The organism is Chroococcidiopsis sp. [FACHB-1243] (assembly GCF_014696895.1).
GTDB lineage: Bacteria > Cyanobacteriota > Cyanobacteriia > Cyanobacteriales > Chroococcidiopsidaceae > Chroococcidiopsis.
This window is the reverse complement of sequence record NZ_JACJQX010000001.1, coordinates 58885-72186: the sequence shown is the minus strand read 5'-3', so window position 1 is coordinate 72186 and position 13302 is coordinate 58885. Positions and strand designations below refer to the sequence as shown.

At 43.2% G+C, this 13302-nt stretch carries 13 protein-coding genes; 5 read left to right on the top strand and 8 right to left on the bottom strand.

Going from position 1 to position 13302, the window contains the following annotated elements; genetic code table 11:
- Positions 1-77: 77 nt before the first annotated feature.
- Entirely contained in the window at positions 78-1718 is a 1641-nt protein-coding gene (ggt, locus tag H6G17_RS00340; protein WP_192153390.1) for a gamma-glutamyltransferase, read from the top strand.
- Here the strand turns inward: ggt and H6G17_RS00335 are convergent.
- A complete protein-coding gene (locus H6G17_RS00335; RefSeq protein WP_192153389.1) occupies positions 1715-2632 on the bottom strand; it encodes an isopenicillin N synthase family oxygenase in 918 nt (305 codons plus the stop codon). The genes ggt and H6G17_RS00335 overlap by 4 nt on opposite strands.
- A 49-nt stretch (positions 2633-2681) precedes the next feature.
- Positions 2682-4094, bottom strand: a complete 1413-nt coding sequence (locus H6G17_RS00330; protein WP_192153388.1) for an AtzE family amidohydrolase — start codon at positions 4092-4094, stop codon at positions 2682-2684.
- A 191-nt stretch (positions 4095-4285) separates the two neighbouring features.
- On the opposite strand from H6G17_RS00330, the gene H6G17_RS00325 reads away from it, so the two are divergent.
- Positions 4286-5980 (top strand): NAD(P)H-quinone oxidoreductase subunit 4, encoded by a 1695-nt coding sequence (locus H6G17_RS00325; protein WP_192153387.1) that lies wholly within the window; start codon positions 4286-4288, stop codon positions 5978-5980.
- A 188-nt stretch (positions 5981-6168) separates the two neighbouring features.
- Here the strand turns inward: H6G17_RS00325 and crtO are convergent, their stop codons facing one another.
- From crtO to H6G17_RS00310, 3 genes are all read right to left on the bottom strand, one after another.
- Positions 6169-7860: a beta-carotene ketolase CrtO gene (gene crtO / locus H6G17_RS00320; protein ID WP_192153386.1), complete on the bottom strand. Its 1692-nt coding sequence runs from the start codon at positions 7858-7860 to the stop codon at positions 6169-6171.
- Between the two features lie 72 nt (positions 7861-7932).
- Positions 7933-8301, bottom strand: coding sequence for a pentapeptide repeat-containing protein (locus H6G17_RS00315; RefSeq protein ID WP_106167713.1), 369 nt, complete (start codon positions 8299-8301; stop codon positions 7933-7935).
- Positions 8302-8562: 261 nt separating this feature from the next.
- Positions 8563-9768: an XRE family transcriptional regulator gene (locus H6G17_RS00310; protein WP_192153385.1), complete on the bottom strand. Its 1206-nt coding sequence runs from the start codon at positions 9766-9768 to the stop codon at positions 8563-8565.
- A gap of 333 nt (positions 9769-10101) precedes the next feature.
- Here H6G17_RS00310 and H6G17_RS00305 point away from each other — a divergent pair, with 333 nt between their 5' ends.
- Together H6G17_RS00305 and H6G17_RS00300 are read left to right on the top strand one after the other, a co-directional pair.
- On the top strand, positions 10102-10371 hold the full coding sequence (locus H6G17_RS00305; RefSeq protein ID WP_192153384.1) for a hypothetical protein: 270 nt from the start codon (positions 10102-10104) through the stop codon (positions 10369-10371).
- A 105-nt stretch (positions 10372-10476) separates the two neighbouring features.
- On the top strand, positions 10477-11067 hold the full coding sequence (locus H6G17_RS00300; RefSeq protein WP_192153383.1) for a Uma2 family endonuclease: 591 nt from the start codon (positions 10477-10479) through the stop codon (positions 11065-11067).
- Positions 11068-11080: 13 nt separating this feature from the next.
- Here the strand turns inward: H6G17_RS00300 and H6G17_RS00295 are convergent, their stop codons facing one another.
- On the bottom strand, positions 11081-11680 hold the full coding sequence (locus H6G17_RS00295; protein WP_192153382.1) for a hypothetical protein: 600 nt from the start codon (positions 11678-11680) through the stop codon (positions 11081-11083).
- Between the two features lie 97 nt (positions 11681-11777).
- On the opposite strand from H6G17_RS00295, the gene H6G17_RS00290 reads away from it, so the two are divergent.
- Entirely contained in the window at positions 11778-12266 is a 489-nt protein-coding gene (locus tag H6G17_RS00290) for a DUF2141 domain-containing protein (protein ID WP_192153381.1), read from the top strand.
- 1 nt (position 12267) lies between these two features.
- Here H6G17_RS00290 and purQ read toward each other — a convergent pair whose 3' ends face one another.
- Together purQ and purS are read right to left on the bottom strand one after the other, a co-directional pair.
- A complete protein-coding gene (gene purQ / locus H6G17_RS00285) occupies positions 12268-12942 on the bottom strand; it encodes a phosphoribosylformylglycinamidine synthase subunit PurQ (RefSeq protein WP_192153380.1) in 675 nt (224 codons plus the stop codon).
- Positions 12939-13220 (bottom strand): phosphoribosylformylglycinamidine synthase subunit PurS, encoded by a 282-nt coding sequence (purS, locus tag H6G17_RS00280; RefSeq protein ID WP_192153379.1) that lies wholly within the window; start codon positions 13218-13220, stop codon positions 12939-12941. The genes purQ and purS overlap by 4 nt, the downstream gene beginning before the upstream one ends.
- Positions 13221-13302 lie beyond the last annotated feature (82 nt).

Sequence of the window (13302 nt, the reverse complement as noted above, 5' to 3'; positions counted from 1 at the left end):
ATGGTGACTCAGCACAGAAGACGGTAAGGAAACTCAAGAGTCAACGCGATTCGCGCTTTTTTCACCTAAAAATAGCTATGTCTCATTTGACAAACAAAGCAGCCATTTCTACTAATGGTATAGTCACAACCCCTCACTACCTAGCTTCCCAAGCGGGTTTAGAAATACTTCAGCAAGGGGGAAATGCTGTTGATGCTGCGATCGCTGCTGCTGCTACGCTAACAGTAGTTTATCCCCATATGAATAGTTTGGGTGGCGATAACTTTTGGTTGATTTATAATATCAAAAAACGAGAATTAAAAGGTTTGAATGCTAGCGGTCGAGCGGGAGAAAAGGCAACAATTGGTTTTTATCGGTCTCTAGGTTATGACAGAATTCCTTTTAGAGGTTATTTAGCTGCAAATACCGTACCTGGAGCAGTATCCGGCTGGGATTTAGCATATAAGTACGCTCGAACAACTATAAATAATTCTTTGCCTTGGCAGCAACTTTTTGCTTCTGCAATTAAGTTTTCTAAAGATGGTTTTTCGACTTCTCACAATCAAGAACGCTGGACTCAAATAAGTATTGATGCAGACGAAGAGTTTTTTAATTTACAAAGATTTTCTGGTTTTCGTCAAATCTATTTGAAATCAGATGGAACAATTTATCAAACAGGTGAAATATTTAATCAACCGCACTTAGCTCAAAGTTTAGCAGCGATCGCCTCTCAAGGTGCAGCCGAGTTTTATCAAGGGGAAATCGCTCGAAAGATAGTTGCAGATTTACAAGAGAACGGGGGAATTTTAACTCTGCAAGATTTTGCGGAACATACTGCTAACTGGGCAGAACCAATTTCAGTCAATTATCGTGATTATATCGCTTATAATTTGCCACCCAACACTCAAGGAATTGCTTCTTTATCAATTTTAAATATCTTAAATAATTTCGATTTACACAAATTAGGAGAAGGAACGACAGATTACTATCATTTGATTGTAGAAGCAACCAAACAAGCATTTAGCGATCGCGATAAATATGTGAGCGATCCTGACTTTGTAAATATCCCTTTAAATTGGCTATTATCTTCAGAACGTGGTAAAGAACTAGCAACAGAAATTAACTTGCAGCAAGCCGCTAACCAAGTACAACCTCTCGATCCAAAAGGCGATACAATTTGGCTGGGAGTTGTAGATAAAGATGGTAACGCTGTCTCTTTAATTCAAAGTATTTACTACGAATTTGGTTCGGGTATAGTTGCAGGCGATACGGGGATTTTATTACAAAATCGAGGGTGTTTTTTCTCCTTAGATCCGCAACATGTAAATTGTTTGCAACCTAAAAAACGTACTTTTCACACGTTAAACCCTGCCATGTTATTTCAAAACGGCAAACCGTATTTAGTCTACGGTACGATGGGAGGAGAAGGACAACCTCAAACTCAAGCGGCGATCGCAACTCGAATTGTCGATTTTGGTTTTAATGTAGAAGATGCAATTTCTGCACCAAGATGGTTGCAAGGACGTACTTGGGGAGTCGCTACCAACGAACTTAAAATTGAAGGCAGAGTTTCAGCAGATATTGTTCGAGAATTAAGCGATCGCGGTCACTCTGTTAAAGTTGTTGAAGATTATACAGATGTGATGGGACACGCTGGGGCGATTTTAATCGACGCTGAAACTAATATGAAATACGGCGCTGCCGATCCGAGAAGTGATGGCGCTGCTGCAGGGTATTAATAAGTCGCCTGCAAGCGGCTAATCAAGTAATCTTTGGCAGAAATAGAAGGATATATTGCTACTCGATCCGTACAACAACCAGGAAGACAAGCAACCTCAGTATCATCGTTAGGATGGCAGAAAAAAGCTATTGAATAACGCGATCGCTTCATTTTTTCATTTGTTGGAATCGCCACCCGATGTTTAGTAGAACAAAAAACATGATTCGTCCATCGTTGCATTAAATCTCCAGTATTTACAATTATCGTATCAGGAATTGCTGGAGCTGCAATCCATTCTCTATCTTTAGTTTGTACTTCTAATCCACCCATATCATCTTGAAATAACAAAGTAATACTACCGTAATCAGAATGTTCTCCCGCTCGCACTTGTCCTTGTTTTGGAGGTTGTTGTAATGGTGGGTAGTGTAGTAATCTCAAAGTATGAGCTTGCTCGTTATGATTGGCAATAAAAAAGTCTTCTGGAATGTGTAAAGCCAAAGCAAAAGTCTGTAATACTTTGTTTGTTACTTGTACGCAAACTTCCCAAAAATTCAATACACAACTACGAAATTCAGTACCAAAGTCTGGATTTTGAGTGATAGATTTTAAATTCAGATTTAATGCTTCTTTTAAATCTCCTGGCTGCTTCGGATCGAGGCGTTCCCTTTCTATGCCTACATAACCGCTATTATGAGATTCATCTAACCAAGCCATCTGAGCTTTCAGATCGGATGGTAGATTGAAAAATTGCTGAGAGTGAACGAATAACTGTTGGATTAAATGAGAAGAAATGCCTGAATTTTTGATATATAAAAATCCGATTTCATGACAAGCTTGATAAACTTGCTCAACTAGAGTTTGTCTTTGTGAGCGATCGCCACTTCTAAACGCTTGCAAATCGATAGTGGGAATTTGCACTACTGGGTTAGTCATAGGTATAATTTGCACGTAAATGTTGGTAATTGATAATAAATAATTAGTATTAATCAACAACAGACGCAGCAATAACACCCTCAGCCTCCAACATTGCAGCCACCTGTAAAATTTTCCCCTCATTGTAAGGTGCGGCAATCAACTGTACCCCCAAAGGTAAACCATCCGGGCGCGCAACTGGTACAGATAAAACAGGTAAACCAATAAAAGATAACGGCTGAGTAAACAATCCTAAATGGGGACGAACTAAAATTTCCCGTCCATCTATCTGAATCGTTTGTTGTCCGATGAATGGCGCAACACAGGGTGTAGTAGGGGCTAGAATCAAATCGACGTGTTGAAAAATTGCGCGGACGCGATCGCGAAACCACTGTCTAAATCTCTGCGCTTGCAGATACCAACTCGCCGGAATCATCGCCCCAGCCAAAAAGCGATCGCGGGTAGCCGGATCGAAGTCTTCAGGACGCGATCGCAAGTTTGCTAAATGCAGATTTGCCCCTTCACAGGCTGTAATCGTAAAAGCCGCTGCCCTAGCGCGGTGCGCCTCTGGGATAGTGACGTATTGCGTCGCACCTAAAGCTTGGGCGACTCGTTCCACAACAGCTAAAGCTTCCGGTTCTGCACCCGTACGAAAATAATCTTCAGCAATGGCAATGCGTAACCTATCAATATTGTATGCAGACTTACCGTTATTTTCCGCAGATACGAGATTTTGTGTCTCTTGAGGAGGGCGTTGCGTACAAACCGGATCGCGACTGTCCCATCCTTGCAGCACGTCAAAGGCGATCGCCGCATCTCGTACAGAACGGGTAAACGTGCCAATGTGGTCGAAACTACTGGCAAATAAAAACGCTCCCGCCCGCGATAATCTGCCATAGGTGGGTTTAAGTCCGTAGACACCACATAAAGCCGCAGGGACGCGAATAGAACCGTTGGTATCGGAACCCAGCGTCAGGGGAACCATTCCCCCAGCTACCGCCGCCGCCGATCCTCCAGAAGAACCGCCAGCAATGCGATTTGTGTCATGGGGGTTGCGGGTTGCACCGTAGTGAGTATTTTCCGTGACAAAACCATAGGCGTATTCATCCATATTGAGCGCCCCGACTAAAATTGCTCCGGCTTGTTTCAGTCTGTCAACAGCAGTCGCATCTTGGCTAGCGGGAGAATTGTCAGCATTGATTTTCGAGCCAGCGAGGGTCGTTATCCCAGCAATATCAAATAAATTTTTGACCGCAAAGGGAACGCCAGCTAGAATGCCTGGATCTTGCCCAGAGGCGATCGCCCGGTCGATCTTCGCTGCATCTGCTAAAGCTGTTTCAGTTGTAACGGTGGTGAAACAATTCAGTGCTGGATTCCGTGCGGTAATTCTGTCGAGGGTAGCGATCGCCACTTCTGTTGCGCTTACCTGTTGCGCGCGCACGGCTGTTGCTATGGTTACGGCATCAGCAAGGTTTAAATTCATGCTTTCATCTTAAGGCAGGATAATCTAACGCGATCGAACAAGGGCGATCGTCATTCACTAATGAGTGCTTTTGTCAATTGCCTCCATCTATAGACTTGTTTAGATAGTTAACTGGGATAAAAATTTATTCATAAACCTTTACAAAGTTTAGTAAAATGATTTGTAAGAAATAAGTATTTATTCTTATCGTCATGATGACGGAACAATTTCCCTGGCTAACCGCGATTGTCCTGCTACCCCTTGTAGCTTCCCTACTCATCCCCGTACTGCCTGATAAAGATGGTAAGCGCGTGCGGTGGTATGCCCTTGGCGTGGCGATCGCGGACTTGATTCTGATGTGCTACGTTTTTTGGCAACACTACGATGCAGGCATCGCAACTTTTCAATTAGCGGAAAAGTATGCCTGGGTTCCCCAATTGGGTCTAAATTGGGCTGTCTCAGTTGATGGTTTATCTGTCCCGCTCGTACTGCTAGCAGGATTGGTGACGACACTTTCAATATTTGCGGCGTGGCAAGTCGATCGCAAGCCCCGCTTATTCTATTTCCTGATGCTGGTGCTGTATTCTGCCCAGATTGGGGTGTTTGTTGCCCAAGATATCTTGCTGCTATTCATTATGTGGGAGATCGAGCTAGTTCCCGTTTACCTGCTCGTCTCTATTTGGGGTGGACCGAAACGACGCTACGCAGCGACAAAGTTTCTCCTCTATACCGCACTGGCTTCTATATTTATTCTCGTTGCAGGGCTAGCGTTGGGTTTCTACGGTGGCAACCCTACCTTCGATATGGCAGCTCTAGCTGTGAAAAACTATCCACTAGCGCTTGAATTGCCGATTTACGCCGGATTGCTGATTGCTTTTGGCGTGAAGCTAGCGATTTTCCCCATGCACACTTGGCTACCTGATGCCCACGGTGAAGCATCTGCTCCCGTATCGATGATTTTAGCGGGTGTGCTGTTGAAAATGGGCGGATACGGGTTGATTCGCTTGAATTTGGAAATGTTACCTCATGCACACGTTTACTTTGCCCCAGTGTTAGCAATTGTAGGCGTGGTTAATATTATTTACGGTGCGTTGGCTTCCTTTGCTCAGTCCAACATGAAACGTCGCCTTGCCTATTCGTCCATTTCTCACATGGGATTCGTCCTACTAGGTATTGCTTCATTTACGGATGTTGGCATCAGCGGCGCACTCCTGCAAATGCTGTCTCACGGTTTGATTGCGGCAGTCCTGTTCTTCCTCGCAGGCGTAACTTACGATCGCACTCATACGTTATCAATGGACGAAATGGGTGGTATCGCTCAGGTTATGCCCAAAGTCTTCGCTCTATTTACCATAGGTGCAATGGCATCGCTGGCACTTCCTGGGATGAGTGGTTTTGTCAGCGAGATTTCAGTCTTTGTGGGCGTGACTACAAGCGATATTTACAGCTCAACCTTCCGCACGGTGACGGTATTTTTAGCCGCCGTAGGGCTGATGCTCACTCCAGTCTACTTACTTTCGATGCTGCGTCAGGTATTCTACGGTTCTGGTATCGCTCCCGCGTGCGTTTTAACGAGTACTCAATTGCGGACGGATTACCAGGATAGTCAGGAAGCAGTCTGCTTCGGGACTGACTGCGTGTTACCTGGCGAGGCAAGATTTGGCGATGCTAGACCGCGTGAAGTGTTCATTGCTGTCTCGTTCCTAGTGCTGATTATCGGTATCGGGTTATATCCTAAGCTGGCTACGCAGATGTACGATGTTAAGACGGTTGCGGTGAATGCCCAGATCCGCGAATCTTACGTCCAAATTGCTCAGAGCAATCCTCGCATTTATGCTAGCGGCTTCTTGACTCCTCGGATCGATAAGCCTGAACTCGCTACTGTGCCGACGGGTGTTTTAAAGTGATTTGATTTTGTACTCCTGTTTATAAGCGATCGCTGGTGAGGCGATCGCTTTTTCATGTTGAGTTGTAGTTTATGATTTTGTCGCGCATCAGCCGTAGGCGAAGCGTAGCGTTAGACGCGAAGGCGCAAAGAAGAGAGGGCGCTAAGGGTTTTCCCGATTTTATCTGCGTTTATCTGCGTTTTAATCGCTCATCCCGTAAACACCGATTTTACTGCTGACTGAACTGAGTTTTTAGCGTCTTTCAGGGTTTCAGCGATGGGATGCTGTTCGTGTAAGAAAATTCTGGCACAGTTGCGTCCCGGCATTCCTGAGATAGAGCCGCCTGGATGGGTTCCTGCTCCTGTGAGATATAAGCCTTGAATTGGAGTTTTGTAGTTAGCTATTTCTGGTAGGGGACGGAAGCAAAGCATTTGTTCTAAGGTCATGTCTATGTGGTAGTAGTTGCCTTTGTAGGTTCCTAAGCGTTCTGCTAGTTCGGCTGGGCTTTCGACGTGACGGGCAATAATTGAGTGCTTGAGATTGGGTGAGTATTGGGTTAGTTTATTGAGGACGCGATCGGCTACTTTGTTTTTCAGCTCGTCTGTCCATCCCGTACCTTTTAAGCCTGTACCCTCTGCACCAGCAATTTGATAGGGGGCAAAAAATTCAATCCAGAGTGTATGTTTGCCTTCAGGAGCCATTGAAGGGTCGAGTGCTGTAGGCATGACTAGATACATTGAAGGGTCTGCATCGGGAATTTTGCCTAGAGTAATCTCGCTATGGGCTTGTTCTACATGGTTGACGGAATCGGCAATTAAGACCGAACCCATGAGATATTCGTCTCGGTGGTCGTGGTTTTCAAAGCGCAGGGGTTCTGATAGGGCGCAGTCAATTTTGAGAATTGTTTCGTTGTTATTGACAATGCGGCGGTCTAGTCTCTCGCGTAAGTTAGGATCGGCACTATCGACATCGCCAGCATCCATTAGTTGCAGAAATAGCCGTTTGGCATCAATGCTAGAGATAACAGCTTGATGGGCGCGATATTCTTTGCTACCGCGAACTCGCACGCCCACAGCGCGATCGCCATCGATTAAAATTTGTTCTACACTTTGCTCTGTAAGGATTACGCCGCCTAAACTTTTGACCAATTTAACTAATGCTTCGGTTAGCGCTCCCGTACCACCTCGCGGACGTGCCATTCCAGGTTCGTGACGCAACACAGCCATCATTGCTCCAAATGACATGGCTTTTTGAGAGGGAGGCGAACTTAATTCTGCCGAGAGTCTGGCGAGGGGTGCTTTGACAAATTCAGCGTCAAAATATTCGTTAATATTATCTACTGGGCTAGATAATAGAGTACGCAGGAGATCTAAAGTCTCGTTGGGACCACCCAGCACTGAGAACAACTCTTGCAGGTTTTTCAAGCCGTAGTTACCGGAGATGTCAACTAGCGATTTAGGGGGAGCGTTAAAGAAGGGTGAAATACCACGCACGAAGCGCAGCCAAAAGTCTGCATATTCAGCATATTTTTCGGCATCGCGTTGGCTGAAACGGGCAATTTCCGCACAAGTCTTTTCTACCGATTTATGGGCGAGAAAATATCTTCCGTCAGGATGGGGACAAAAGGCAACCGGATCGCACGTTAGATATTCTAAGCCGTATTTTTCTAGTTCTAATTCCTGAATCACCGATCCGAGAAAAATAAATAGGTGATTAATAGCACAGGGGTTAAACTTAAATCCAGGTGCTTCTTGGGGCATGAGTTCTTCTGTTGTAGCTCCACCCCCTGGAATCGGTTGTTTTTCTAAGAGTAAGACGCTGTAGCCTGCTTTAAGCAAGTAAGCAGCACAGACTAGTCCGTTATGACCAGCACCAATAATAACAACATCGTAAGCTTGCATGAGAGAGAATTTGGAAACACGCTATCTTCTCTGATGCTAGAGAGCAGTTAACAATTCTCAATCTCTCAACGGTTATACCTTACGCATATTTTGACTGTTCGGATCGAATCCACGGGAAAAGCGGGTGCTGTTGTCGTAGCAAGCGCCACTTAAGTTAGCTCCGTACAGTTTGGCGTAGTTGAGTTTGGCTTTGCGTAAATTTGCCTCAGTTAGTTTCGCACCGCAGAGGTTTGTGCGCGTCAGGTTGGCATTAATCAGGTTTGCGCCAGTTAGGTTAGCTCCCCACAATTTCGCTTTGGCTAAATTTGCTCCTTCTAAGTTGGCTCCCCACAGGTTAACTCCTACCAAGTGAGCGTTAATCAGCTTAACGTTGGCTAAGTCAGCTTTAGTAAAGTCTCTTTCTCCTGCTGCATAGCGTTTCAGCAGTTCTTCAGCATTCATGGTGGTTTATGGGTGTAGGCGATCGCATCCTACTTTAATCTTGCCTCATAGCTAAGAGACGCGATCGCATTTATCTACTGTGAGGATCGCATCCTACTTCAATCTTGCCTCATAACTAAAAGCCTGGGGGAATTCCACTCGCGAAACCACACAAACAAAGTTTGCCTGCGCGGACTGACTCAATTGTGCCTGAGTTTAAGGAAGAGTGCGATCGCGTCTCGGTTATCTTTTATTTTTTAAGTTTTATAGATCTTCGGTACTTCAAAATTCATCTTCATATTCATCTTCATTATTCCAATCGAATTCTGCCGAAGTCTTACGAGTATTCAAATATGCTTTTGCTTCTTCTAGTGATGATTTATTTAATAAGTCTGGTAACTGCTCCGATTCGATATACCCTCGATCGTATGCTTCAGCTACCATTTGTTCATACTCTTCAGGGAATTCATTTATGGCAAAGTGTGGGATAGATCGCCCAAGTTTAGCAAGTAGCTCTCTCACTTTTACTTTCTCTAGCCTTTTACGAGTCTCTGAATCAATTAGCTCTATTCCTTTACTAGTCATACGATTTAACATGGCTGTATAGCTCACGCCAAAATCAAGAGCTAGGTTCATCACTACTGTATCTGTAATTGCTCCATTGCCACTCTCTTGTTTCAAATACTCTTGTAACCGCGGTACTAATGCTTCCTCTGGCATCAGGAAATTAGCAGCAAACCATTGAGCAAAATACTCTTCTGGCTTTCGATAATTTTGATTAGGGTTACAAGTAATACCTTTAAGCTGACGATGAATTAAATGATGGCAATATTCATGTGCCAGTACAAAATTGATCTTGTAAGCCGAATATTGTTTCAGATTGCGCTTGACTAAAACAAATGAGCCAAGAGTTTGTGAAAAAATAAAGCACCCTCCTAATTTTGCAGTTCTTAAATCCCATGCCATAACTCTAATTCCCTGGCTCAGTAAGATACTATGCATATCTCTAACTGGACTGCAAGAAGGCAAACCTAATCGAGCACGCTCACAATTAGCCATCCATCTAGCAGCTCCTGGAGTTAGCTTATAGACATCGTGAAGAGGTTTATTAGGATATGGATTGGGTAGACGATTAAGCATCCGAGCTAAATGGGCAAAGTCACGATGAAACTGACGGAATCGCTCAATTTGCTCCCGATCCTGAGAAATATCAACAACCTGATTTGCACTGAAAAGAATTTGAGTTGGATCGTCGTCTTCTAAAATACGTGTATCTACAGGTATTTCTTCTTCAAGAAAAAAATCTATACTTTTACCTACTAAATGAGAAAAATTACGTAGTTCTAAGCTATCGAGTTTACGTTTGCCGCTCTCGATTAAGGATATAGCAGAACGAGGAAGTCCAAGATGCTGAGCAACAACATCCTGGGGCAGGGCAGCCTCTTCCCTTGCTTGACGAATGCGGCGACCCAGTTCTGCGTAATTCATGCTACTTCCTTCACATGTTCTATCAGACACTTAACAGCATTCTGAACAAAAGCAAAAATAAGAACTTTATTAATCATTAAATAACTCTTTAGATTCAATACAAAGACTAGCAAATTCCCTTAGAACAGCATCCGAGTTTTTACTGAGTTTATCATCTGAACTTTTATTCAATTGCGTGTCATCCAAATTTTTACTGAAATCTCGTTAATTTCACTGAAATACCTATTGTCCAAACTTTTACGGAAGACGTAAGCTATTTGTCTTTGCTAAAGTTCGATTATCGAATACGAAGCGACCTGTCTTTAAGGAATTTCTAACCTAAAGGATCTAAAAATGGCTAATAAAGAAGTAACTCCTAGTCAAAAAAATTCTTATCCTCATATGAAGAAAGATAAAAAATTAACTGTTGACGATAAATCTGATACATCAGAGCAAGAAAAGGTATCAGTCGAAGTACGTCACAGGCATAAAGAAGGAATGATACAAATTTCGATCAAAAAAGTGTTTGTAATTACAAAACTCACGTTTGCTGTGTTGCACGCTATAGCCAAATTAGTTGTAGTCTATAAAGAACTTCTACCTTTAATTGCTCAGTTATTCTAGTTAGGATAAACAAAATGTGTTTAAAGCTGAATAGAGCTTTGCAAATGACTACGATTGCCAAGTTCTATACTAGACTAAAGCATATGCTATATCTAGGAGCAGTTTATGAATGAGGCTGCACTTACTTTACCTTCTCCCCTCAAATTACACATGGAATTGACGGACGAGCAATTCTTCCAATTGTGTCAGCACAACCGCGATTTGCAATTTGAACGCACAGCCAACGGAGAAATTTTGATTATGCCACCAACTGGAGGGGAAACCAGCAATCGCAATATTGAATTAGCATTTCAAGTTCAAGCTTGGAGCCGTCAGAATAAACTAGGTATAGCTTTCGACTCTAATGGTGGTTTTATCTTACCTAACGGTGCAACTCGCGCACCAGATGCTTCTTGGGTGAGAATAGAACGATGGGAGGCTTTAACCACCGAACAACGAGAGAAATTTGTGCCTCTGTGTCCCGATTTTGTGGTTGAGTTACTTTCTCCCAGTGATTCTTTAAAAGAAACTCAAGCAAAAATGCAGGAGTACATCGACAATGGTACTAGGCTGGGTTGGTTAATTATTCGGAAAACTCAGCGAGTGGAAATTTATCGTCCTAATCTGGATGTAGAAATTCTAGAGAATCCTACAAGTTTGTCAGGAGAAGATGTTTTACCAGGATTTGTACTAGATCTTAGACCAATTATTTCGTAAATTGCTATTAATATCACGCGACTTGTTTAATCCAAATAGCTAATCCACCACCGCGACCACGAGCTGCAATATAATCTTCAGTAATTAAGAAAAAGGCAAAAAAGGGTAGTTTAGAAATAGGTTGTTCTTCAAAATTTCCTGTTCTTTTACCACTATTAAACTTTCCCTGATAAACTGTACGATTAAATAAACACAGTTGCATTTGGGTGAAGTCAAAAGCAAGTAAATTTTTTTTACCTAAATACCGTGCTGGACCAGTCAGTTTAAATAGTAAGGAACCAAATTGGACTTGATTGCCAATTTCTAGCCGTTCCCTGGCATGAAAGGAAATCTGTGCGGGTGCAATTTGAGGAATGTAAAAGCCATTTCCTTGAGCCACACCATTTTGTAATTTGGCATTACGTGGTGCTGTGAAGTATAACCGCCAGTCACCCAATAAGGATTCGAGGGGGTATATTAAGCGTTGCTGTTTGGCTGCTCTTTCGGCTTGTAATAAAGCGCTAACAACTACTTTAGCAGCAGGAAGATCGCGATTTCCCGATCGAGCAGCGATCGCCACTTTTGAAAGTATCTCAGTATAATCGGGTACGGTTGTAGAGAGTTCGCCTATCATATATTTTAAGCTTAGCTCTATTAGCTTGAATATTCGGTCATGCAATTCCAAAATTATATCAATATTTATGAAAATTATTGAATGTAGCCAAGCGCCAATGAAGATAAGATTTTGCCAAAAGTCTCAAATATTGAAAACTTGTCTGTTACTATCATTTCTTGGAATTTCGCTTGATATTTCTCATAGTAGAGTAGATGCTAATAATAGCTTATCTGGCAATTTAACTGTAGAAATCAATGGTTTTAGAAACCGTGAAGGGCAAGCTTGCGTCAGTTTATTTGCCAGCAGTCAAGGTTTTCCTAATAATAGAAAAAATGTCGTACAGCGTCAGTGTAATAAGATTACTTCTGTTCCCCTGATAGTCAATTTTAGGAATCTCAAAGCTGGAAATTACGCTGTTGCCATTATTCACGATACTAATGGAGATGGTACGCTCAACCGTAACGATATAGGAATGCCAATTGAGGGATATGGATTTTCGAGAAATCCAGAAATTCGTACAGCCGCACCTAAGTTTAACGATGCAGCTGTTTTAATTGCTGGTCCAAATACAAGCGTGCAGGTTCAGTTGAAGTATTTGGATTGAATTATGCGATCGCCGCGACTCGTTCCAACAATCCCTGAAACAATTTCAAACCATCCGTACCACCTAAAATTGGGTCGGAAGCGCGTTCGGGATGCGGCATCATGCCTAAGACGTTACCCTGACGATTACAAATTCCCGCAATGTTGTTAACGGAGCCGTTAGGATTGTCGCCGGCATAGCGAAATAGGACTTGATTATTTGCTTCAATTTCCGCTAAAGTCTGTTTATCGGCATAGAATCGACCTTCTCCGTGCGCGATGGGAATAGTTATAACTTCCCCGACTGAGTAGGCTTGCGTCCAGGGTAAATCGGTACGCTCTACTTTTAATTCCACGCGATCGCAAATGAAATGTAAATCGCGATTTCGGACTAAAACACCAGGTAACAAACCCGCTTCAGTCAAAATCTGAAATCCATTACAAATTCCCAATACAAATTTACCTTGTTGAGCGCAATCGACCACTTGCTGCATTACAGGAGAAAACCTGGCGATCGCACCACAGCGCAAATAATCCCCGTAGCTGAAACCTCCAGGCACGACGACAACATCGAGATCGGTTAAATCGGTGTCTTCGTGCCACACCATGCGCGTCGGCTGCTTGAGGATGTCGCGAGTCACGTAGGCAACATCGCGATCGCAATTCGAGCCAGGAAAAACTACAATCCCAAACTTCACGTCGATGCTCCCATCTCTACAGCAACTTCTTTCAAATCGAAGCGATAATTTTCAATTGTCGGATTAGCCAGGAGGCGATCGCACATCCGATTCAGCTGTTCTGTGGCTATTTTTTCATCTACTGCCGTCAGTTGCAACTCGATATACTTGCCAATTCTGACATGTTCCACGTTATCGTAACCCATATGACTCAAACCAGACTGGACGGCTGTTCCTGCTGGGTCGAGAACAGAGGGTCGTAGGGTGACATAGATACGAGCTAAATACTTTCGTAACACTTGACTTGATTCCCAATCCCACAAAGGCTATAATAACTCCTTCTGGAGACAGCTTGACGGAATAAACAGTATTCGCTTTGAG

Coding starts and splice junctions, on each gene's coding strand:
- H6G17_RS00305 (WP_192153384.1), top strand. CDS start 10,102: ATGGCTAATAAAGAAGTAACTCCTAGTCAAAAAAATTCTTATCCTCAT.
- H6G17_RS00330 (WP_192153388.1), bottom strand. CDS start 4,094: ATGAATTTAAACCTTGCTGATGCCGTAACCATAGCAACAGCCGTGCGC.
- H6G17_RS00290 (WP_192153381.1), top strand. CDS start 11,778: ATGAAGATAAGATTTTGCCAAAAGTCTCAAATATTGAAAACTTGTCTG.
- crtO (WP_192153386.1), bottom strand. CDS start 7,860: ATGCAAGCTTACGATGTTGTTATTATTGGTGCTGGTCATAACGGACTA.
- H6G17_RS00315 (WP_106167713.1), bottom strand. CDS start 8,301: ATGAATGCTGAAGAACTGCTGAAACGCTATGCAGCAGGAGAAAGAGAC.
- ggt (WP_192153390.1), top strand. CDS start 78: ATGTCTCATTTGACAAACAAAGCAGCCATTTCTACTAATGGTATAGTC.
- H6G17_RS00335 (WP_192153389.1), bottom strand. CDS start 2,632: ATGACTAACCCAGTAGTGCAAATTCCCACTATCGATTTGCAAGCGTTT.
- H6G17_RS00300 (WP_192153383.1), top strand. CDS start 10,477: ATGAATGAGGCTGCACTTACTTTACCTTCTCCCCTCAAATTACACATG.
- H6G17_RS00310 (WP_192153385.1), bottom strand. CDS start 9,768: ATGAATTACGCAGAACTGGGTCGCCGCATTCGTCAAGCAAGGGAAGAG.
- H6G17_RS00295 (WP_192153382.1), bottom strand. CDS start 11,680: ATGATAGGCGAACTCTCTACAACCGTACCCGATTATACTGAGATACTT.
- H6G17_RS00325 (WP_192153387.1), top strand. CDS start 4,286: ATGATGACGGAACAATTTCCCTGGCTAACCGCGATTGTCCTGCTACCC.